Source organism: Paenibacillus sp. J22R67 (genome assembly GCF_059692175.1).
On the sequence record NZ_JCAUAX010000001.1, the window covers coordinates 569,464 to 591,921 of the forward strand.

The 22,458-nt window shown below is 45.1% G+C and carries 22 protein-coding genes and 1 other annotated feature; of the genes, 3 read left to right on the forward strand and 19 right to left on the reverse strand.

Annotated elements, in window-relative coordinates:
- Window positions 1-8 precede the first annotated feature (8 nt).
- Window positions 9-1,667 carry a stalk domain-containing protein gene (locus AC58VC_RS02770; protein WP_497367323.1) on the reverse strand — a complete coding sequence of 553 codons (1,659 nt, stop codon included), beginning with the start codon at window positions 1,665-1,667 and terminating at the stop codon, window positions 9-11.
- Between the two features lie 305 nt (window positions 1,668-1,972).
- Window positions 1,973-2,584 carry a CPBP family intramembrane glutamic endopeptidase gene (locus AC58VC_RS02775; protein ID WP_497367324.1) on the reverse strand — a complete coding sequence of 204 codons (612 nt, stop codon included), beginning with the start codon at window positions 2,582-2,584 and terminating at the stop codon, window positions 1,973-1,975.
- Window positions 2,585-2,673: 89 nt separating this feature from the next.
- On the opposite strand from AC58VC_RS02775, the gene AC58VC_RS02780 reads away from it, so the two are divergent.
- Window positions 2,674-3,594, forward strand: a complete 921-nt coding sequence (locus AC58VC_RS02780; protein ID WP_497367325.1) for a hypothetical protein — start codon at window positions 2,674-2,676, stop codon at window positions 3,592-3,594.
- Window positions 3,595-3,672: 78 nt separating this feature from the next.
- Here the strand turns inward: AC58VC_RS02780 and AC58VC_RS02785 are convergent, their stop codons facing one another.
- The gene (locus tag AC58VC_RS02785) at window positions 3,673-3,996 is read right to left on the reverse strand and encodes a rhodanese-like domain-containing protein (protein WP_497367326.1); all 324 of its coding nucleotides are present in this window, start codon (window positions 3,994-3,996) and stop codon (window positions 3,673-3,675) included.
- 238 nt (window positions 3,997-4,234) lie between these two features.
- Window positions 4,235-4,467: a binding site (T-box leader), on the forward strand.
- Between the two features lie 73 nt (window positions 4,468-4,540).
- Between AC58VC_RS02785 and serA the strand changes: the two genes are divergently transcribed.
- Window positions 4,541-6,121: a phosphoglycerate dehydrogenase gene (gene serA / locus AC58VC_RS02790; RefSeq protein WP_497367327.1), complete on the forward strand. Its 1,581-nt coding sequence runs from the start codon at window positions 4,541-4,543 to the stop codon at window positions 6,119-6,121.
- 125 nt (window positions 6,122-6,246) lie between these two features.
- On the opposite strand, the gene AC58VC_RS02795 is transcribed toward serA, so the two are convergent.
- The 9 genes from AC58VC_RS02795 to AC58VC_RS02835 form a co-directional block, all read right to left on the reverse strand.
- Complete coding sequence (locus AC58VC_RS02795; protein WP_497367328.1) at window positions 6,247-8,142, reverse strand: ATP-binding protein; 1,896 nt, start codon at window positions 8,140-8,142, stop codon at window positions 6,247-6,249.
- Window position 8,143: 1 nt separating this feature from the next.
- Window positions 8,144-8,857, reverse strand: coding sequence for a response regulator transcription factor (locus tag AC58VC_RS02800; RefSeq protein WP_127451191.1), 714 nt, complete (start codon window positions 8,855-8,857; stop codon window positions 8,144-8,146).
- A gap of 39 nt (window positions 8,858-8,896) precedes the next feature.
- Entirely contained in the window at window positions 8,897-10,156 is a 1,260-nt protein-coding gene (gene ccsA / locus AC58VC_RS02805) for a cytochrome c biogenesis protein CcsA (protein ID WP_497367329.1), read from the reverse strand.
- A complete protein-coding gene (resB, locus tag AC58VC_RS02810; RefSeq protein WP_497367330.1) occupies window positions 10,153-11,814 on the reverse strand; it encodes a cytochrome c biogenesis protein ResB in 1,662 nt (553 codons plus the stop codon). Before resB ends, ccsA begins: the two co-directional genes overlap by 4 nt.
- A 35-nt stretch (window positions 11,815-11,849) precedes the next feature.
- The gene (locus AC58VC_RS02815) at window positions 11,850-12,383 is read right to left on the reverse strand and encodes a redoxin domain-containing protein (RefSeq protein ID WP_497367331.1); all 534 of its coding nucleotides are present in this window, start codon (window positions 12,381-12,383) and stop codon (window positions 11,850-11,852) included.
- An 86-nt stretch (window positions 12,384-12,469) separates the two neighbouring features.
- Window positions 12,470-13,216 (reverse strand): pseudouridine synthase, encoded by a 747-nt coding sequence (locus tag AC58VC_RS02820; protein WP_477499512.1) that lies wholly within the window; start codon window positions 13,214-13,216, stop codon window positions 12,470-12,472.
- A 61-nt stretch (window positions 13,217-13,277) separates the two neighbouring features.
- On the reverse strand, window positions 13,278-13,811 hold the full coding sequence (locus AC58VC_RS02825) for a spore maturation protein (RefSeq protein ID WP_497367332.1): 534 nt from the start codon (window positions 13,809-13,811) through the stop codon (window positions 13,278-13,280).
- A 6-nt stretch (window positions 13,812-13,817) separates the two neighbouring features.
- A complete protein-coding gene (locus AC58VC_RS02830) occupies window positions 13,818-14,417 on the reverse strand; it encodes a nucleoside recognition domain-containing protein (protein WP_497367333.1) in 600 nt (199 codons plus the stop codon).
- A gap of 24 nt (window positions 14,418-14,441) precedes the next feature.
- Window positions 14,442-15,635 (reverse strand): D-alanyl-D-alanine carboxypeptidase family protein, encoded by a 1,194-nt coding sequence (locus AC58VC_RS02835; RefSeq protein WP_497367334.1) that lies wholly within the window; start codon window positions 15,633-15,635, stop codon window positions 14,442-14,444.
- Between the two features lie 258 nt (window positions 15,636-15,893).
- Here AC58VC_RS02835 and AC58VC_RS02840 point away from each other — a divergent pair, with 258 nt between their 5' ends.
- On the forward strand, window positions 15,894-17,189 hold the full coding sequence (locus AC58VC_RS02840; RefSeq protein WP_497367335.1) for an ArsB/NhaD family transporter: 1,296 nt from the start codon (window positions 15,894-15,896) through the stop codon (window positions 17,187-17,189).
- Window positions 17,190-17,242: 53 nt separating this feature from the next.
- On the opposite strand, the gene ytfJ is transcribed toward AC58VC_RS02840, so the two are convergent.
- From ytfJ to AC58VC_RS02875, 7 genes are all read right to left on the reverse strand, one after another.
- Complete coding sequence (ytfJ, locus tag AC58VC_RS02845; protein WP_497367336.1) at window positions 17,243-17,737, reverse strand: GerW family sporulation protein; 495 nt, start codon at window positions 17,735-17,737, stop codon at window positions 17,243-17,245.
- Window positions 17,738-17,853: 116 nt separating this feature from the next.
- Window positions 17,854-18,555, reverse strand: a complete 702-nt coding sequence (locus tag AC58VC_RS02850) for a DUF2953 domain-containing protein (RefSeq protein WP_497367337.1) — start codon at window positions 18,553-18,555, stop codon at window positions 17,854-17,856.
- Window positions 18,556-18,655: 100 nt separating this feature from the next.
- Window positions 18,656-19,258: an SMC-Scp complex subunit ScpB gene (gene scpB, locus AC58VC_RS02855; protein ID WP_145656000.1), complete on the reverse strand. Its 603-nt coding sequence runs from the start codon at window positions 19,256-19,258 to the stop codon at window positions 18,656-18,658.
- A complete protein-coding gene (locus AC58VC_RS02860) occupies window positions 19,242-20,033 on the reverse strand; it encodes a segregation and condensation protein A (protein ID WP_497367338.1) in 792 nt (263 codons plus the stop codon). The genes scpB and AC58VC_RS02860 overlap by 17 nt, the downstream gene beginning before the upstream one ends.
- A 15-nt stretch (window positions 20,034-20,048) precedes the next feature.
- Complete coding sequence (locus AC58VC_RS02865) at window positions 20,049-20,687, reverse strand: site-2 protease family protein (protein WP_497367339.1); 639 nt, start codon at window positions 20,685-20,687, stop codon at window positions 20,049-20,051.
- Window positions 20,687-21,157, reverse strand: coding sequence for a 6,7-dimethyl-8-ribityllumazine synthase (ribH, locus tag AC58VC_RS02870; protein ID WP_161408453.1), 471 nt, complete (start codon window positions 21,155-21,157; stop codon window positions 20,687-20,689). Before ribH ends, AC58VC_RS02865 begins: the two co-directional genes overlap by 1 nt.
- A 47-nt stretch (window positions 21,158-21,204) precedes the next feature.
- Window positions 21,205-22,431 carry a bifunctional 3,4-dihydroxy-2-butanone-4-phosphate synthase/GTP cyclohydrolase II gene (locus tag AC58VC_RS02875; protein ID WP_497367340.1) on the reverse strand — a complete coding sequence of 409 codons (1,227 nt, stop codon included), beginning with the start codon at window positions 22,429-22,431 and terminating at the stop codon, window positions 21,205-21,207.
- Between the last annotated feature and the right edge of the window lie 27 nt (window positions 22,432-22,458).

The following is a 22,458-nucleotide window of genomic DNA, read 5'->3' on the forward strand; positions in this document are numbered from 1 at the left end:
TTTATCTTTTAATAGTTAATATTGACTGTTTTCGTGCTTTCCACATAGGTTACCTTGGCTCCGAGAGCTTCTGACAGCAAACGAACCGGGATCATCGTTGTTTCATTAACTAATTTTGCCGCGGACTCCGTTTGATGCTCCACGCCATTCAAGCTATAAGCATCCCGGTTTGTGTAGAAAATGATCGTCTTGTCTTTTTTCTTGTATACCGCAGCCTTCTGCTTATCATCCCACTCTACCGTTGCACCAAGGGCCTCGGCGAGATCTCGGATATACAGAAAGGAGGTCCCCTCTTGAATATATGGCTTTTGTTTCATAGGGTATGGAATGAGATCGAGAACGTATTTGTCGCCAGCTAAAGCAAAGGAAACAAGATGATTTCGATTTAGTCCGAAATTGCCCATTTGCAGTGTGTAAGAAACCGCATCATTATGAAGCTTGAGTACACCTAAACCCTCACGAGGCTCTGTGCGGAACATCCACTCCTTGCTATAAGTCTTGGTGGTGCCATCCTCCATAGTTGCCGTTAGTTTGACTTTCGCTTTATAGGTCGTATCCAACTCTAACGGTTTCGATGGCATGATAATAACTTCTGTATCCAGATGATCGTCCGAGCCAGGCTCATTCTTCAACAAATTGACAGCTTTCCCGGCTTCATCCTTTAATTCAGCCTCATCCAAACTAACTTTCTTCACGCCTGGCCCATATATGGAAGCCATGATCGGATACCCGACCGGATATGCCGCTGCAGTATGATTACGGATCGGATCCGGTGTTTCATGGCCATCAAACATCGTCGGGACATATACATCGTTACTTCCTGGAGAAACAACAAGTTCAGGTGATCCCCCCTCCGAAAATCCGAATTCTATGACATGATAGGGTCCATCTTTATATACCCCAATTTCGACGAGTCCAGGTACCATGAATGGTGTTCGATGATAAGGAGCATCAAACAAACTATCTATTGCTTCAACCAGCGAGACCCTATTGTAAGCAACATCCTCGCTGCTCGAATGACGGTATCCGATATATTGTGAGCGTTCTTTTAACGACTTACCGATATACCCAGGCAGCGCCGGATCCTCATCATGAAGGGAAACTGCCGTTTTAATCGGGTCGATTTGGTTTTGCGACAAATATTGTGCATGCTTCTGAGCCGCTATATTCAGGGCATCGCTAAACTTCACTTTATTTAAGCCCATTTTCACACGATAATCATTAATCGCTTGTAAACCTGCTTGCTGCTCCTGGCTTGTCTCCGAAGAGATTGTGCCTGCTCCTTGTACCACCGTAAAGTTCCAATTCATTTGAACAGGCTCATAACCGTTGAATTTAAAGGATATACGAGCTGAATATGTGCCAGGTGTCAAATCTTCCTTTGGTTGATACACATATTTAACAGAAACAGGATCGTAAGTAGCCTTCACTTCCTGATCATTGAGATAAAAATGATAGCTTTCTGGCGTTTTCCCTTCACTTAGCTCTAAATCCACCCCAATATCCGGTCGTGATAGTCCTACATTACCTTGCGGATAGGTCAAATAACCGTAGGAAAATGCGTAAGACGGCTTTGACGACCAAATCAAACTAGATAACAAAACAAACAGTGCAGCTATTATTTTTACCGAAGTAGTCCATTTTCTTCTTATTTGAATCACATTCATTGCAATAAAATCCTCCCATGACAAAGTGAGCCCATAAAAAAAGAAGCTATGAATCTATCATAGCTTCTCTATTGAATTTACACAACTTTACTCAACTGGGAGATCTTATGAATAATACCTAATCCCCCATACCGTTAAACTAATGACAAGAATGACAAATAACCAAAGTAATGTCACGTAAAAGATTTGGGTCCATTTTCCCCGTTCAGAGGGATGCACCGCTTTCCGCGGCGGTAAATAGGTGTCATCTTCCTCCATTTCAATTGGCCTTCGTTGAGAACGAGAAGGCATCTTTCCCTCTGCATTCATGTGCTCTGTTCTTCCTCCTCCTTACCAAAACGAAGTATGCATCCCATGACAAAGTCAATGATGAAGTGGGCAATAATTGGCGCCCAGAGGCTCCCGGTTTGGAGATAAATCCAGCCGAGACCGTAGCTTATACTAAATACCATCCCTGTCATGAGCCAATGCTGCAAATAACGGATATGGATCGCCGCGAACAATATACTGGTCCAATAAGGTCCCCAGGCATGCTGAATGGCTCCACGAAATAACACTTCTTCGCATATAGCAACAATGAATGAAATGAGCGCGATGTGCCAGATCGGACGTTGTCCGAAAATCATCTCATTGATTCCGCCGTCGTCAGACACTTCCTTAGGCACCCACCTTGAGATTAACATATCGATCCCAAGGACAGCTATTGCAAATAAACTCCCCCAAATCGGGATTTTCCAACCGCCCTGAATCGTGAACATTGAAATAAAATTATGATTGCTCTGAAAAAAAATGATTATGATTCCGATAATAAGCGTAAGTAGTTGGGTTATGTACAGATTGAGCAGTAAAGTTCGGTCATTGAGATCATTCACATCGACTTTTCCGAAGCGGATATTCTTAAAATCGAATTTTTTCATAGATGCAGCCTCTTTCCTCACATATTCCCTTTTATACCTATTTCACCTATACTAAGTTAAAAGAAAAAGAGAGAATAAGGAGCTTGATTATGGATAAGCGTCTTACCCGCACTGATTATTTATTTGCCCTCATGTTTATCTTTATGCTTGTTTGTATCCTCGGCGCCTTCTTCTACGGATTGAAAATCGGGCAGGAAAAATCGGATCAGAAATACGAGAAAATATTGCACGCTGACAAGACGGTTGTGCAAGAATATGGAGCCTACGACCAGCAAGTACTCGTTTCTTATTACCATACCATCTTTTTGCCCTTTAGGGAATTTCAGAATAAATGGTTTGAATTGATGAGTCAAATCGAAGCTGGCAATTCAACCGTTGACGCCTCCGCCGTGCTGAAAGAATTAAACAAGCTAGCTGATGAGAAATATGCGGCCCTCCAGAGTAAGAATATGCCGGCAACCTCACCGCTTCTCGTTCAATCGCATCAAGGGTATCTCAAAAGCTTGAAGCTTTTTGCGGACACGCTGAAAAGTTATCAAAGCAAAGCCAATGGGCTGAGCGGACCACAGCTGCTCGATGCCATTCAAAAAGATGCTTATTTTGTAGAAGCGAAAACCCAGGCACTGACGGCTCAGAAAAACTACTTCGACTCTATTGTTGCTTGGAATGGAACAATTGATCCTGACATTGAAAATTTCGATCCTAATAATAATGCTAATTTGGATCAGTGGCGTGCAATGAACCTAAATGTCAAAAATTTGTACATAACAGCAAAGCTTCTGAAAAACAAATCATTTGCACCCTTTTACCCGCAAGATTTGACGATCCGCATTGATGAGTTTATCGCTTCTGGGCAAGCCAAGAAACTGAACGTTAATGACGTCAATCAAACGATGGATCTTCTGCTTAGTACGAATGCCGTTCGATCCGGCGATTTTGTGAAGGGCAAAGCCAAATGGTATACGAACGAACAGCTGCCACAGCTGCCTTTCTTCTCGGATGTCAATTAACATATCGATTATGATAGTCAAAAGGAGTTAAGCGGCCTCAAGGTGCTTAACTCCTTTTTGGTGCCAAAAGATATGTACTCAGTCGTATTGAAAACCGCGAAGCATGGCAACTGCGGCCATTCCACCATCTACATTAATAACGCGGTCTATCCCATTCTCTTGCAAATACTCAGCAACCCGATAACTGCGCACGCCGTGTGCACATACGAGATAAATATCCTGATCTTCCGGCAGCTCTCCTAAACGATGAGGAATCTGCCCCATGGGGATCAACTTAGCTTCATCTAGATGATAAAATTCCCATTCATGTGGTTCCCTCACGTCAATAATGATGCTATCTTGCAATGTCTGTTGATCGAGTGCTTCAACAAATTTCTGCGGGTGAATACTTGTTATGTCCACTATGGCACTTCCTTCCTAGCCTGCTGCAAATACAATTCCTATTTATCAGTACATTAGCGAAAATCGTGACAAAATACAAGCAAAAATAGCATTGCTTTCTAAGGTTCGTTGCTTTAAAATAAACAAAAATGCTATCGTACTGATGTCAAACATGGCTTTCATGTGAATTTGATGAAAATGATTCGACATGTATTGACACGATTTCAACAGCATGGTAATCTAATGAAAATTCTATCACAGTAAAGCGTTGACGGAGCCAAGCAAGTAAAGTAGTTTTCAGAGAGCCGATGGTTGGTGAGAATCGGTAACGAACATTTTGCGGAGCACTCCAGAGTTATTGCATTGAAGTTTAGTAGATGCAGTCGGAACAGGAACACGTTACAGTTCCAGGTCATAAGACCGATTGAGGCTTCTCATGCGAATGGGGAGCGAACTAGGGTGGTACCACGAAAGCAATCTCTCGTCCCTTTGGATATAGACATCCGTGTCTGTTCCGGAGGGTTGGGAGTTTTTTTTATGTTCATATTCTAAGGAGGTTCGAATGATGTTCAAAGTTCTAGTATCCGATCCAATTAGTGACATGGGAATTCAAATGCTTTATGATGCAGCTGATGTTGAAGTGGTAAAACAAACTGGTCTATCCGAAGATGAGCTCGTTTCCATCATTGGTGAATATGATGCGCTCCTGGTTCGCAGCCAAACGAAAGTTACAGAGAAAATTATGACTGCGGCAGCTAAACTAAAAGTAATTGGCCGCGCTGGCGTTGGCGTAGACAACATTGATCTGGAAGCAGCAACAAAACGCGGTATTATTGTTATTAATGCACCAGACGGTAATACAATCGCAACTTGCGAGCTTACTTTTGCCATGATGATGTCCACTGCTCGTATGATCCCGCAAGCGTATAAGAAAACAGTCGGCGGTGAATGGGACCGTAAATTCATCGGTGTTGAGCTTCGTTACAAAACACTTGGTATCCTCGGTATGGGACGTATCGGAAGCGAAGTAGCCAAACGCGCGAAAGTATTCGGCATGGAGGTTATCGGGTACGACCCATTCTTGACAGAAGAGCGTGCAGAGAAACTAGGCGTTAAGCTTGGGACTGTTAATGAGATCGTTGCGAAAGCCGACTTCATCACCGTCCACACACCACTTACACCTGAAACACGTCACTTGATCTCCAAGCCGCAATTCGAAATTATGAAACCCGGCATGCGCCTGATCAACTGTGCACGCGGCGGTATTATTGATGAAATGGCGATGGTTGAAGCAATTGATCAAGGTATCGTAGCTGGCGCCGCTTTTGACGTGTTCGAAGTAGAGCCTCCACAAAAGGATCACCCATTCTTGAACAATCCGAAAGTTATCGTAACTCCTCACCTTGGTGCTTCTACAATTGAAGCGCAAGAAAACGTTGCGATTGACGTATCTGAAGAAGTACTTCATATTCTGCGCAATGAACCATTCAAAAATGCGGTTAACTTGCCGCCAGTACCAGCAAATGTATTGAACAAACTTCAACCTTACTTCGGACTTGGCGAAAAAATCGGTTCCATTCTTGGTCAAATCGCACAAGGCGCTGTCTATGAAATTGTTGTCAATTATGCTGGTGATTTGATTGATGTCGATACAAGCCAATTAACTCGTTACATTGTTAAAGGTGTTTTCCAGAATCAATTGGAAGGTATTAACATCGTTAACGCGATGCACTTGGCTAAATCACGCGATGTGAACATCGTTGTTCAAACGTCGAGTACATCAAGCTCCTTCACAAACCTTGTAACAGTTACCGTTAAAACAAAACAAGAAGAAAAAACGCTTGCCGGAACTTTACTTTCTGGTTACGGCGAACGTATCGTACGTATCGATCAATATCCAGTTGACTTCTCTGCTGAAGGCAACTTGCTGCTTATTTCCCACAATGATAAACCAGGTATCATCGGTCGTGTAGGAACACTGCTAGGAAGCAACAACGTGAACATTGCAACGATGCAAGTAGGTCGTAAAGTGATCGGCGGATCCGCCATCATGGTTCTGACAATCGACAAACCAGCTCCATCTGAAGTGTTAGCTGACCTGTCGACACAAGCCGAAATCGTGAATGTTCGTGCACTTACGGTATAATCCGCTCACCAAAAGGTACAAAGTGTTTCACGAACAACAAGATTTTGTCTGAATATTCTACAAAATGAAAGGCGTTTGCTGTGAGTTTTCACAGCAAACGCCTCTTTTGTGTCGAAATTGTGACATTAATTGGGTTCGCAAGGTAGTAATATCGTGAATGTTGTCCCTTGCCCCAGCACACTTTGCGCTGTGACTATCCCGAAATGTGATTCTACAATATTTCTCACGATCGCAAGACCCAACCCCGTGCCTCCCGATGAACCGCGCGTACGGGCTTTATCCGCTTTGTAGAACCGTTCAAAGATGAACGGTAAGTCATTGGCAGGTATCCCCTGCCCCTGGTCGGAGACCTCAATGCGAATCGCCGGCTTATTCTTGTACGTGGCCGGCTCCGCTTTCATGGCAATACTGGCCCCCGAGGCCGTATGCCGGAAAGCATTATCAAGCAGGTTCGTCAGCACCTGCTCCAGTCTGTCCTCATCCCCTCGCCCGAGGATGAGGGGCTTATCGGGCAGCGCTACGCTTAGCGCGATGCCGCGCTCTTTGGCCAGCACCGAAAACTTGCGGTGCATACGCTTGATCAGTGAGTCGACATCGACCTCACTGATGGCAAGCTCGAGATGGCCGGCTTCCATCCGCGCCAGATCGAGCAGGTCACGGACGAGGCGCCCCATGCGGAGCGACTCGTCGTGGATGACCTGCACAAGCTCCACGCGCTCCTCCGGCGTGGAGGGAATGTCATCCAGCAGGGCTTCGCTATAGCCCTGCAGCATCGAGATCGGCGTACGCAGCTCATGCGAGACGTTCGCCACAAAATCTTTGCGCAGCTTGTCGAGGAGCTCTTCCTCCGTAACATTACGGAGAACCGCTACCGCGCCGCGCACTTCTTCACTTTGTTCGCTCATGTATAATGGCGTCATGGCAACAGACCATACGAAGTTCTGCACATGCAGCTTGGTTGCGGCTTCCGTTGATTCGTCCACCACCGCTTCAAAGAGCGGTATCAGCGGAACGGGTATCGGAACCAAAAACGGATTGCTGTAGCTCGTTAAACCCCAATCACCGAGCGCTGTATCCGGCTTCCGGTATCGCTTGGTCTCCTCATCATCCTCCGACCATTCGATCGTGCTCCACTCCTGCACGATCTTCTCCCCTTGCGGATTGGTGAGCATAACAGAACCACTCGCATCCAACGTGATTACTGCATCGGTCATACTGTGCAATATACTCGATAAGTGCTCTTTCTCCTGGGATAGTGCTCGGATACTTTCCTGCATCTTCTCTCCCATATGGTTAAATGTCTTAGCCAATTCACCGATTTCATCCTTAGATATAATAGGTACTCTAGTCCCGTATTCTCCCCTGGTTATGAAATCCGCAGCTTTTTTCAACTGCTGAAGCGGCCTTGTGATTTTCGCAAAAAGGAAGAAAGCAAAAAAAGTTGTCATCAGAAAACCAACAATGGACACATAGATAAACAATCTGAGCATGTAGGACTGTGTTGCTTCAAGCGATTGCAGGGATTGATAAATAATTGTCGCCCCGGCAATGCTGCCTTGCAAGTTTCTCAGCGGAACGGCTACAACCAAATACTCTTCGCCAGCTTTCAAACGACCAATTTTAGACTTATTAATCGATTTATCGATGGTTTCACCGGCAAATACACGTTGAAGTTCAGCATCTGTATAAAGGTCCGTAGAATGGAAACCGCCTAATGTACTTCCAAGTGTGGATGGCATGGCCATTTCCTTCATTTCTCTGGAAATAACCAGCAGTTTCGCATCCTGAAAGCCTAAAAGTTCGTTGCTTAACTGATAAAACTGTTCATTATACATATGATGAGAGGCTTCTTCTGAAAAGTTCCGAGCTAGCTTCTCAATATTAGCGGTTTGATCCTTGGCTTGGGAGAAATAATTTTCCATATAATTCACAAGAAAAAGACCTAGTATGAGCAGTACTACCCCAACTAGGCCAATGATTGTCAACCAAAGCTTACCTACGACGGTTCTGAATATAAACACGTTATTTAGGCACCTCTAGCTTATAGCCTACTCCCCATACGGTCGTAATCATCGCAGCAGCATCCGGGGAAACTTTGTTTAATTTTTCACGGAGTCTTTTGACATGAGTATCGACAGTCCGCAAATCTCCAAAAAACTCATAGTTCCAAACATCCTTCAAGAGCTCCTCACGTGAGAATACCTTATCCGGTGATACAGCTAAGTAATGCAGCAATTCGTATTCTTTTGGCGTTAACGCCACTTCCTGACCGCCTGCTGTTACGCGATGCGCATCATGTTCAATGATCAGGTTTGGAAACACAATATTGTTGCTCGAGCTCGCATCCTTAGACAGATACGCTGTAGCTGAGGAACGGCGCAAAATCGCTTTAACACGGTAAATAACTTCACGTGGAGAGAACGGCTTCACGACATAGTCATCTGCCCCAACTTCAAAACCGCTGACTCGGTTCGTCTCCTCACCTTTGGCTGTCAGCATGATGACGGGTGTAGACTTCACCTGGCGAAGTCGTGCACACACTTCAATCCCGTCAATGCCAGGGAGCATGACATCGAGCAGCACTAGGTCATAATCCGTTTCTGTCGCCATGCGCAGGGCATTCTCCCCATCTTCTGCTTCTTCAATGATATAGCCCTCTTTTTCTAAATACATACGGAGCAATCTCCGAATACGTTCTTCATCATCAACAACGAGTATGCTAGCTTTCATTTCCATGGAGCTTCACATCCTTATCTAAATTAAGTTCGATTTGTTTTATACACCTGCATAGGAGTGCAGCCCCGCGATAACAAGGTTTACCCCAACTAACGTAAACATAACCACAATAAAACCGACAACGGTTAACCAAGCTGATTTCTTGCCTTGCCAGCCTTTGGATAAGCGAAGGTGTAAAAATACGGCGTAGAATAACCAAGTAATCAGTGCCCACACTTCTTTGGGATCCCAGCCCCAGAATCGTCCCCAGGCTTCCTGAGCCCAAATCATCGCAAAAATCAATGCGCCCAGAGTAAAAATCGGATAGCCGATTGCAATAGCACGATAGCTGATTTCATCGAGATCCTCAGGATCCATGCCTTTGACGATAGGACCAATAGCAGCCCCCAAAGGTTTGCGAGCAACCAGTCGGGCAAGCCAATAAAGCACAAGACCCCCGAGAATAGACCAAATCACCGTGTTCAATTTACGCCCCGCACTCGCGCCTTCCATCCAAGATGGTGCTGTAAATAACGGTTCCGTTACACCCAAGAATGGCTTCATTTCAACAACCTTCGTATTGTAAGGCTTCACGATTGGAGGAAGTACGTAAGTCTCGTTTTGAATGTTTGTTTGCTGCTGGCCTTGCGCATCCATAACGGTAACCTCTTTGGAGAATACAGCTTTATAGCCTGAACCGTTAAATGTAAAAATAGAAGCAATAAAGGCGATTAGCATTAAGATAAAAAAGAGCGTTAGCTCTACGCCTCTTTGTTCACGCTTATCTGTTTGGGTCTTGCCTTTAAAATCTACTGCACGCAGTAGATACATAAGTCCGCCAGCGAAACCGACGCCGAAGAATGCTTCACCGGTTGCAGCTGTCGTTACATGGATCTTCAGCCAGTAACTTTGCAAAGCTGGAATTAGCGGTTGAACCTCGCTCGGAAAGACAGAGGCATAAGCAATGATAATAAATCCGATCGGCAATGCGAAAACACCAAGTACAGGTGTACGATAAATGAGATATACGATCAAGAACGCAAACATGATCATCATCCCTAGGAAGGTCATGAATTCGTACATATTCGAAGTCGGAATGTGGTTCCCTTCCGCCCATCTTGTAAAGAAGAACGTCACTTGGCAGGCGAAGCCGACAACTGAAGTTAGGAAGGCTACGAACCCCCATTGCTTCTGATGCTGTTCTGGATCACGATTACTCCACTTTCTACCGGTAATCGAGAGGACGAAAAGCAAAAATGCTGCCAGGTATACGAAAAACGCTATAAGTAAAAAGGTGCTGCTGACTGAATTGACATTCACCCCTGGTTCCCTCCATTGTCTAATGATTTCGGCAGTACTTCCATGTTATTTTTCTTTAAGGCTGCTGCAACCTCATTACGTAAGCCGAACCAGTTCTTGTTCGTATGTCCGCCGAGCGTAAGCTTACCATCGTCGATGCGAATCCAGATACGGCGGTGCTGCCAGTAGAAGCCCATAATGACCCCAATCATGAAGATCGCGGAACCTACCCAGATATAAGGCATGGCTTTGTCAACACGAATGTTCAGGTAAGTGGTATAGTTAGCAAACTGTACGCCTTCCATAGTTCCGACGGCAATCTTCAACTTCTGGCTAATCGCTCCGTTAATCGTGTCTTGGGAGAACGCTTCTTTGTCAATTTGTCTTGGGAAATACAAATACGGTTCACCATTAGCTGAAAGTCCAGGGCCAGTAATACTAAAAATAAATGCCGGAGCTTTCGGCTCGTTTGACTTGGAGATAGGTTGTCCTTTCTCTAATCCAAACTCAGGAAAGAACCCTTTTAATGTCAGCTTGTAAGGCCCGACTTGATAAACATCCTTCGGGTTATTCATCGGCAAGTCGAAGCTGCCATACGTTTCACCTGTTGTAGGATTGCTCAATGTTGGTTTGACCGAGATCAGGAGAGGTGTCGCTTTGTAATCAAATTGATACGCTTGCAAGCCTTTATAATCTAGAGGATGATTCACCAAAATATTCGCTTTATGCACTTCTTCCAAGACCGGCTCTTTCGTAGAATCATCGCAATTCGCTGTGCAATGATACAAGACAGCCTGCGTTTCATACGTTTTGGGTACGACTTGTCCCTTGGACTTTATGCTTTCAGGTAAATCCTTTTCGTCGTAAAGCTCTAACGTAAATTTTTCGTTTTTTATAAAATAAGATGAATGGGGGATGGCTTTGGTTTCACCTTCAAGAATGCCCATATACTCATCCATATGCCAACCTGGGATGCTTCTCATCAAGACACCGATCAGAAAAATAATAAGACCAATGTGGTTAATATAAGGGCCCCAACGGCTGAAACGGTATTTCTCGGCCAGAAGTGCTGTCCCATCCTTATGTATGCGGTAATTTTTTTTGCGTAAAAGCACGCCAAGCTTATCCGTCCACGCTGCTTCATCTGTTCCTTGTGGCAAATCTGTCACCAGGGTCACCTTTTGACGAGTCAAGAAATTAAGATGCTTGCGGATTTGCTGCTTGGATAAAGCGCGGTAGAGCGGCAAAACTCGATCCAAACTACAGATAACAAGTGATGTTCCGATCATAAACAGCAAGGTGATGAACCACCATGAGTTAAATGTGTGAGAGAGACCGAGAAAGTGATAAATCGTCCCCAATTTACCATACGTTTCCGAATAATACTGCGCAGGATCCATATCCAAAAACGTGTTCTCTTGTGGATAGATCGTGCCAACGGCAGAAGCCAGCAAGGTGACGAAAATAATCCATACCGCTATTTTAACCGAGGAGAAGAAATTCCAGACTTTATCCAAAATAGAGGGGTTAGATTTCTGCGAGCGGCGGGCCATACCGTCATAGCGCATTTCGAGTATATCTCTGCCATCCGTATCGATCAGCGGATTCCCGCAGGATTCACAGAGCGTTGTTCCTGTGGGATTCTGATGCCCACAATCGCATTTGGTGTTGTAGAACATGATGACCTCCTGAAAACTCTAAGCATTTAATCCTATTAAGACTTAACGGCAAGCTTCGTAAGTGTTTCATCGACAAAAGCTTCTGTCATTTGCCCGATTTTTTTTACGGCTACTTTGCCGTCTGCACCAATAAAGAAAGTCGTTGGATAGTCCATTACGCCATATTGCTTGCGCACAACTTCCTTCGCATCCAGCAACACAGGCATGTTCAAGCTATATTGATCCATGAAGCCTTGAACGGTCACTTTATTCTTGTCGACGTTTACTTCTAAGAACACGACGCCTTCTTTGCTCCATTTGTCATACTGCTTTTGCAGAGCAGGCATTTCTTCCTTGCACGGCGGACAAAAAGTGCCCCAGAAATTAATCAATACCGGCTTTCCCTTGTATTCCGATAGCTCATGTGTCTTGCCATCTAAGCCGACTAATGAGAAGTTCGTCGCTTTGTCGCCAACTTGGGGATATTTTTTACTGTCAGAAGCCGACAAATTCGTAATAATGGTAAACACGCCAATAATAAGCACGATCGCGAAGATCCCGATCTGTACCCATTTCTTTCTTGCACCCACGATTGATCACCTTCGCTTTTTCTTTAGCTATGTTAGTTTTTTCACATAGGGTAATACCTTTATTATAACGAAAAGAAGGCCAATTCTTATTGGCCTTTTTGAACGTTATGTGTCTTGAGAGCCTCGTTCCTAAGCTCCTCAACCTCTTTGGGCGTCAAGTGGCGATACTTCGCTCTTGGCAGGCCTGTAAGAAAGATTGGACCGAATTTAATCCGTTTCAACCGGATCACTGGGAAGGAAATCGCCTCGAACATCCGTCTGACTTGTCGATTCCTGCCTTCGTAGATCGTTATCTGAATGACGGACTCATTCTTCTCTAAATTCACATCCGCATACTCAACCTCTGCAGGCGCTGTCATCCCGTCTTCTAACTGTATGCCCGTTTTTAGCTTATCTAATAACGTTCCGTGCGGCACCCCTTTGACGGTTGCTTGATACGTCTTCGGCACATGATGCTTAGGATGCGTGAGTAGATGAGCAAATTCTCCGTCATTCGTTAAAATGAGCAAGCCTTCCGTATCATAATCCAATCGACCGACTGGATACACGCGTTCTCTTATGCCTGGCAAGAAGTCTGTAACTACTTTACGTCCCTCAGGGTCTGTCGCGCTTGTAATGACACCCTTTGGTTTATGTAAAATCACATATATCTTCTTTTGTTGGCCGATAGCTCGTCCATCGACTCTGATTTCATCCTCAGCCGGGTTCACCTTAACGCCAAGCGTCGTGACAACTTCACCGTTCACTTGTACACGCCCCGCAGTGATGATTTCTTCACATTTCCGACGGGATGCGACCCCCGCTTCGGCTAATACCTTTTGCAGTCTTTCCATTATCCGCTTTCACCTCAAGCTAATGATAACGGAGTTGACTACAAATCACAAGAGCACAGGCTCAGCTAAACACTAAATAGCAGATGACAATCGATGCAACAAAGCCGACAAGATCTGAAATCAGTCCTACCTTCAAGGCATACCCTGCCTTTCGAATGCCAATCGCTCCAAAATACACCGTGATCACATACAAGGTTGTATCTGTGCTTCCCTGTACGGTTGAAGCAATTCGGCCAATCATAGAGTCAGGACCGAATTGCTCGATTAAATCGGTCGTAAAAGCGAGGGAACCCGCTCCTGTAATCGGGCGTAAAATTGCCAGCGGCAGCACCTCGGTAGGAACGCCGATGCTCTCAAAGAAAGGCCGCATCCAGCCAATTAAGAAATCCATCGCACCCGACGCGCGGAATACGGAAATGGCTACCATCATGCCGACCAGATGTGGAATGATTTTGATCGCCGTGTCGAAGCCCTCCTTGGCGCCGTCAACGAACGATTCATAGACAGGCACCTTGCGATAAGCCGCATATAAAGGGATGAACACGATCATGATGGGGATGGCCCATGCAGAGATGAGCGAAACGAAGGCATACATGCGTAATCATCCTTTCAGAGGAGGGATGGGAGAGCGAGACCTTCGGTACCATCGATCCACAAAAATAGCAACAGCCGTCGAAATTATCGTAGCAATCAGCGTCGTACCCACGATCTCCGCGGGGTTGACGGAATTATAATTCATTCGTATAGCAATTAACGTAGTAGGAATTAAGGTAATGCTTGACGTATTCAACGCGAGCAGTGTGCACATCGCAGTACTTGCTGTATCTTTATCTGCATTCAGCTTTTGCAGTTCTTGCATGGCTTTAATCCCCATCGGTGTTGCCGCATTGCCCAGACCAAGAATGTTTGCGCTCATGTTCGACATAATGTACCCGATAGCCGGATGATTTTTGGGGACGCTCGGGAACAAAAAACGAACTGCTGGCTGCAGTAATCTGGCAAGCTTGCTCAAAAGGCCGCCATCCTCGGCAATCCGCATCATGCCCATCCAAAAAACAAGCACGCTAATGAGTCCGAAGCAGACTGTCACGCCGCTCTTCGCACCATCGAAAGCAGCTTGCGTAACGGCTTCAATATTCCCATTCAACGCAGCAACAACGAAGCCGATGACGATAAAAAACAACCAAATCCAGTTCACCATATCGATGGCCTCCTTGTGAACTTTCTAGTCCGCCCACTCTGATCTAGAGATCGAAAACAACTCCTGAATTAACATCCGGCAAATTAAACTATAATGTGTAAGCAGCGTTTCTTGATAAGGTTTACTCTCTTGAAAAGAGAAGGTAGACTGGCTCTGCGCTTGCAATAACGGACTCGCCTTATCGTATATGGGCACCGTTTGAATCAGTTTCTGCTGAAGTGAAAACTGTATCGTCCCCCGCTCAGCTAATCGATACGATGTTGAAGCAGGATCAACCAGCTTCACTTGATGCGTCAACTGTGCCGCTTCGCCTTCCGCTAGCGGATAAGAGAACGTTCTGCCCGCTACCCAAGGTGTCCCTTCGACGGCACCGCCTTTGTTCACGATCGTTTGCAATGGGTAATAATTAAAGCCATATTGCAGCAGCCTTGCGTGATCGGCCCAATCATCGCCATCATTGAGCGTAACAACGGCTAGCTGTTGGCCGTTCCTGGTCGCCGAGGAAACAAGACAACGTTTAGCCAGCTTCGTGTAACCTGTTTTCACACCATCTGCTCCTTCGAAGAGGGAGAGCATCTTGTTTTTGTTCAACCATGAATAGTCCCAAGCTTCATTCGGGTTTGGCACCTTTTTCAGCTTCGTCGAGACAATTTCCTTGAACACCGGATTTTTGAGCGCATATGCGGTAAGCTTGGCCATATCGTTAGGACTAGAGCGGTGACCTTCACCTTCATCAAGCCCGGAAGGATTCGTAAAATGCGAATGATCCATGCCAAGCGAGCGCGCTTTCTCGTTCATTAGGTAGACAAAACCTTCTACGCTTCCCCCTACATTTTCCGCAATGGCCGTAGCAGCGTCATTCCCTGATCGAAGCATTAAGCCATAGAGCATATCATGCAGTCTCATCTCTTCGCCGAGCTTCAAGTAAATCGATGAGCCTTCTTTGCCAAAGGCCGTTTTGGTGACCTTCACTGTATCGTTCAGCTTCCCTTGTTCAATCGCAATAATCGCGGTCATGATTTTGGTCAAGGAGGCAATCCGCATAGGCGTGTCCCCTTTTTCACTATAAAGGATGCGTCCAGACTCCACGTCAATTAGCGAGGCGCCAACCGCATTGGTACGAATGCCCGGAGGCGCTGCTTCCACTTGCGCCCAAGGTGCGAGCAATAGACTGATCAGTGCGCTGCACAAGATGATGAACCTGACTCTTTTCTTCATCGTTATCCCCCTACTTACCAGATAGACAAGACAAAAACTTTGTACAAGTATATGCTTTTGAAATGGGGATATGTCCAAGTCCTGTTATTTACAAAACGAGAATCGATCGGTATAATGAGTTCAAAATGAATAACGAGATCACCGGAGGAGCCTGTCATTGCAGGCTCCTTTTTGCCATTTTTCGGGTACTCCCGGGAAATAAGGTTTAGCAGCCACTCGCTTGTGTCATAACTAAATGGAAGAAGGTGGAGGTCAACCATGCTTACTTGGATTGCTTTAATTATTTTTTTAGTCACTTATGCATTCATTATTTCGGAAAAAATCAATCGTGCTGTGATCGCCTTACTCGGTGCAGTGATCATGGTTTTCGCGGGTATCCTGGATGTTCACAAAGTATTCGAGCAATACATCGAATGGGAAACCATCACCTTGTTAATCGGGATGATGATCCTTGTGGGTATCACAAACCAGACAGGTGTATTTCAGTTTGTTGCCATACGCGCAGCCAAAGCTGTAAAAGGTGATCCTATGAGGATATTGCTTGTTCTATCCACGTTAACAGCGCTTGGTTCTGCCCTTTTGGACAATGTAACGACAGTTTTGCTTGTTGTCCCTGTTACGATCGCGATCACGCGCATATTGGACATAAACCCTGTCCCTTTTCTTATGGCTGAAATCATTGCCTCTAATATTGGGGGAACCGCTACGTTAATAGGCGATCCGCCTAACATCATGATCGGATCTGCGAATCCGCATTTAACGTTTAATGCCTTTCTGATCCATCTTGGACCGATTGCTCTAATCATATTGATTGTATCCCTTGTCCTGCTTTACCTTATGTTCCGAAAGCAGATGCATCCCAATCCTGAACGCCAAGCCAAATTGATGGAGATGAATGAGCGAGAGGTTATCCAAGATCAGCGGCTTATGGTCAAATCTCTTATCATCTTAGCGCTGACCCTTATCGGGTTTATGCTTCATGCGGTCATCCATGTAGACGCGGCAGTTGTTGCGATTACGGGTGCGGTTTTACTGATGCTTTTCGGATTAAAGGAGCACGATGTCGAAAAAGCCTTGGCCTCGATTGAGTGGGTGACGATTTTCTTCTTTGCAGGATTATTTAGCCTAGTCGGGGGACTTCAAGAGGTTGGACTGATTAAAAAGCTGGCAATGCTTGCGCTGGATGTGACAGAAGGCAATATTCAAAGCGCCTCCTTGCTCATTCTTTGGGGCTCCGGTCTGGCTTCGGCAACCATTGACAACATTCCGTTTGTCGCAACCATGATTCCTCTTATCAAAGATATGGCTGACGGACTCGGCCTTGCCGTAGATTCAGCGCCAATTAACACGCTATGGTGGTCACTTGCTTTGGGGGCTTGTTTAGGTGGAAATGGCACCATTATCGGTGCGTCAGCGAATGTCATCGTGGCAGGCCTCGCGGCCAAAGAGGGGAAAGGTTTTAGCTATTTGGAGTTTTTAAAAGTCGGCGTTCCTATTACGTTGGTTTCTTTACTTCTTGCACATGTATATATTTATCTTCGTTACTTGTTGTGAGCACAAATGAAAAAAAGCTGTCACAAAGGACAGCCCAGACGATAACAGATCACTTATACGATGAAGTTTTGATTTTCGATATTCGTTACGTTGTTCGCGCTGTTTGTTCCCACTGTGCCTGGCTTCGTGTTGAAGCCCTTGATCATACTTTGAATCCGGTCTACGACTTGCGGCGCAGAATCTATGAGGCGCTCCAGAATATGCGTCTGGTTGTCGAGAGGAACAACCTTAACGCCATTTTTGCCAACAACGAGGAAGGCAATAGGTGTAATGGAAACCCCGCCGCCGCTGCCTCCTCCGAATGGAAGGGAAACCTTTGCATTCAGCGCATCGCTTTTGCCCATCGAACCGCCATCAATCTCAATTTCGGAATCGGTCACGAACTCGCTGCCGCCCGCTGCAAAACCAAATCCGACTTTGGATATTGGCATAATGACACTACCATCCGGGGTTTCAACCGGGTCTCCCACAATCGTGTTCACGTCGACCATTTCTTTGATATTTTCCATGGCGACTTTCATGAGTCCTTGAATCGGGTGTTCTGACATGATAATATTCCTCCTTAGCGTTTTTCGCCATTAAAAACTGGCATCGGAAGCTTAAGCGTCTAAGACCAATATTGGTTCTTTTTTAGAGTACCCTTAGAGGAATATCGTTATGTACATCACGAAGCTGTTTTAAGCCTTGACTTTGCTTTGAGAGCTAATTGAATCCACTTCCGTATGCCGCCTTTTACTTTAGCGGCTCTTGCCATCAACCTGACGCCTGCATAAACCATATGCCAGACGCGGATTCGGGCTGCAACCCTTACTTCCGTTGAGAAGTGTTTCTCATTAAATTGCGGTATCACATCTACCCGCGGCGTTGCTTTTACCTGAACAAAGCGCATGGTAAACCCTAGAAGCGATGATTTGATTCCCCAAATCGCTCCCGTCGTAATAGCCGTTTCCGGTGCATCTCCGACACCTACGCGTGTAATCCATTTGAGCTCCGTACATTCCACTTTAGCTAAGGTCTGTTTCGTCCAATCATACAGATTAAGGGTATGAACCAGAACGTCTTTTGTCTCTTTATAAAATTGAATCACTTTGTCCTTCGTAATATGATCCTTACTCTCATCCTTCAGCTTTGCGTATGTTTTACTCACGATTTCAGATTTAATAAGGATCCCTTTCGTGAATCCTTTAAATTGTATAATGGGGATGACGTAGCGATAGCGAATTAACCCAAATAACGCACGCATCTCCAAAGAAAGTGTGTCATTATCTTTCACCCTAGAGAAATAAAACTCTCCCCGAATGAAACTGAGCAGCACAATGATAATGGCAAGGATGACGACTAGAAGCACGAATCCTACCCACAACAAACCCATTCTCCCCCTTAACAAAAAAACTCTACAGCTAGAAGATATCTTCTGGCAAGTAGAGTTAGTATGAGCTAATTTAGGAAATGAAATGCATTTATCGTTACTCGGTTTCCTCCGAAACATCATCGAGCGTAATCTGTTTCTGATCCCCGCCCATCCGATCAAACAACATGCGAGTTTCTTCCTCCAAATCAAAATTGCCTTGGAAGCTGCCTGAATCCGGCAGTTCTTGGATGGAACTGAGCCCGAAGTACTCCAGAAATTGCTTGGATGTCCCATACAAGATCGGTTTCCCTACAGCATCTGCTCGTCCGACTTCTAAAATAAGATCTTTTCCTACCAGGGTAGCCAAAGCGCGATCACATTTCACACCGCGTATTTCTTCGATTTCGACTCTTGTAATTGGCTGTTTATAAGCAACGATGGATAAGGTCTCAAGCGCTGCTTGCGATAAAGATGAACGAGAGGGTGTATAAGCCAGACGTTCAAAATAAGGCGCATGCTCGGCCAAAGTGGTTAACTGATAAGCACCAGCCACTTCGACGATCTGAACTCCTCTTCCCTTACGTTTAAATTCCGTTCGCATATCCTTGAGCAAATCACGAACGATGTATAAATCTAGCTCCATGACCTCAGCTAACTGCTTGGCATCCAATCCTTCGTCACCAGAGGCAAAGAGCAGTCCTTCAATAATTGATTTCATCTGTGGAAAACTGAGTGTCAATGTCGGAGACCTCCTCTTTGGCTTGAATAACGATATCTTCAAATAATTGATATTGATAGCATACGACTTTTTTCATTTTCATCAATTCAAGAATGGCTAAAAAGGTAACGACGATCTCTTCCCGGGTCATTTCGTAATCGAACAACTTCGAGAAAAGCAGCTTGCCGCCTTTTACTTTTAGCAAATCCATAACCTCTCTAATCCGTTCTTTGACGGAAATCTCATCTCTTCGAATTCTAGTAACTATATTACGGTTCACCAGCTTGCGAAGTGTCCGCTGAAAAGCGAATAGCAAATCAGCAACGTCCAGCCCCTCAACTGGGTTCTCCTGCACATGAGGAAGGAATGGCGTCAAGTCTTCTGGCTCACGCGTATACACCAAGCTCCGCTCTACTTCTTTGTCTCTGAGCATATCAGCGATAGACTTGTACTTTCTGTATTCAATAAGTTTAGCGACCAACTCTGCGCGTGGATCAAGCTCATCGTCCATATCGTCAAAATATTCGTCAAATTCAATAACAGGCGGCTTAGGCAGCAGCATTTTGCTTTTGATAGAGAGAAGTGTAGCGGCCATCACAAGAAACTCACTTGTAATCTCCAACTCCAACTCTTGCATGGCTTGTACATAAGCTAGATACTGATCTGTAATTTCTTTGATTGGAATATTATAAATGTCAAGTTCATCTTTATCGATAAGGTGCAGCAAAAGATCAAGGGGGCCTTCAAAAGCTTCTAACTTATAGGTAACTTTCATGTAATCTCCCCCTTGTCATAGTGAAAATATATTCATAACAAACTGCGCGGCAAACGGATAAATATGTTCTAGTGCCCATTGCCCTGTCGGTGTAATCATCAAAACGATGACAAGAATAAGTGCGTATCGCCGATTGCGATCCATCCATCTTTGATTTTTCGGAGGAATAAGGCCTTTCAGTATATACCAACCATCTAGCGGATAAAGCGGTAACATATGTATGAAAGAAATCATGAGATTGACGATGACGCCGTACTGCAAATAGACTCGCCACTGTTCCACAACGATCGACTCGGATGCTCCTCCAAGAAATGATGGAAGAAAGAAATAGAGCCACCAGAAGAACAAAGCGAGCAGCAAATTAGTAAAAGGACCTACTGCATACACGATTGTATGATAAAGTTTTGGCCTTTTAAACTGCAAAGCCTCAACCGGCATTTTCTTCGACCAGCCATATGGACCAAAAACAATCATCGCCAACCCCAAGGCATCTAAATGTACCAAGGGGTTAAGCGATAAGCGTTTGCTGTCCCGCGCTGTCCGATCACCGAGCAGCCAAGCAACTCCTGCATGCGCAGCATCATGGAGCGTCATAGCAATCAGGAAGGCAAGCAGCCTGGGAAGCAGTGATTCCAGATGATAATAAGAAAGCATTAGGAAGTGAATTGCTTCGTCAAGTTGGCCATCTCAATTGCCGTTACTGCCGCTTCCCAACCTTTGTTGCCGGCTTTCGTTCCCGCGCGCTCAACGGCTTGCTCGATTGAATCCGTAGTTAAAACACCGAAGATCGTTGGTACACCAGTTTTCAGGTTAATTGCGGATACACCTTTCGCAACTTCGCTGCACACATAATCAAAGTGAGGCGTTGACCCACGAATGACAGCACCAAGGGTAATAACAGCATCGTATTTCCCGCTCTCGGCCATTTTTTGAGCAATAAGAGGAAGTTCGAAAGCGCCTGGTACCCATGCAATATCAACTTCACTTTCCAACACGCCATGACGTTTCAACGCATCTTGCGCGCCACCAAGCAATTTGGAAGTAATAAATTCATTGAAACGACCTACGACAATACCATATTTCAAATTCTGCGAGATTAAATGTCCTTCATAAATTGTAGCCATGATTAAATTCTCCTTTTCTATATAAAAACCGTTATTTGTAAGTTAGGTTAGATCCCGCTGCCGGAATCATGAAAACTCAGGATGTGGCCAAGCTTTTGCTTTTTCGTCCGCAAATAATTCACGTTGTCCTCTTTGCTTGCCATTTGAATCGGAACGCGTTCAACGACTTCAAGACCGTAGCCTTCCAGCCCCTTAATTTTGCGAGGGTTGTTCGTTAACAAACGCAGTTGCGTAATCCCAAGATCTTTAAGGATCTGCGCGCCAATTCCATAATCACGAAGATCTGGAGCGAAGCCAAGCTTAATATTCGCTTCTACGGTGTCTAATCCCTGCTCTTGCAAAGCATAAGCTTTTAATTTATTGATTAGACCGATGCCGCGACCTTCCTGTCGCATATATAATAATACACCATTGCCCTCTTCATCAATCTGTTTTAATGCAGCGTCAAGTTGAGGACCGCAATCGCAGCGATGAGAATGGAAAACATCTCCAGTTAAGCACTCGGAATGTACACGTACCAATGTGGGTTTGGAAGGGTCAATTGTACCTTTGACAAGGGCAACATGCTCTTTGTTATCCAGTTGATTCGTATAGGCGATCGCTTTAAATGTACCGAAATCCGTAGGAAGCTTAATTTCGACCTCACGCTCAACTAATTTTTCCTGTTGATTGCGATAGTGTATCAGATCTTGAATCGTGATAATACGCAAATCATGTTTCTGGGCAAGTTCCATAAGATCCGGAACCCGAGCCATTGTCCCGTCTTCCTTGATGACTTCACAAATAACCGCTGCAGGATAAGACCCGCATAAAACAGCCAGATCAACCGCTGCTTCTGTATGCCCAGCTCTACGGAGTACGCCGCCTTTTTTGGCGATTAGCGGGAAAATATGACCTGGTCTACGGAAATCCTGTGGTTTAGTATCTGGATTAATCAAGCCCATAACCGTTCTTGAACGCTCATGTGCGGAAATTCCCGTACTTGTCTCTACATGGTCTACAGAGACCGTGAAGGCTGTACCATGATAATCGGTATTTCTAGCGACCATCGGCGGCAAATCAAGCTCTTGAGCCCGCTCTTCCGTAATCGGCGTGCAGACAAGCCCGCGACCTTCTTTGATCATGAAATTAATCACTTCCGGGGTCGTTTTATCCGCCAGTGCGATAAAGTCTCCTTCGTTCTCACGATCTTCATCATCCACAGCGATGATTACTTTCCCTAAACTAAGATCCTTCAGTGCCTCTTCGATTGTACTGAATTTTATTTCTGTCATATTCACCTCTCCTAACCAAACTATCGT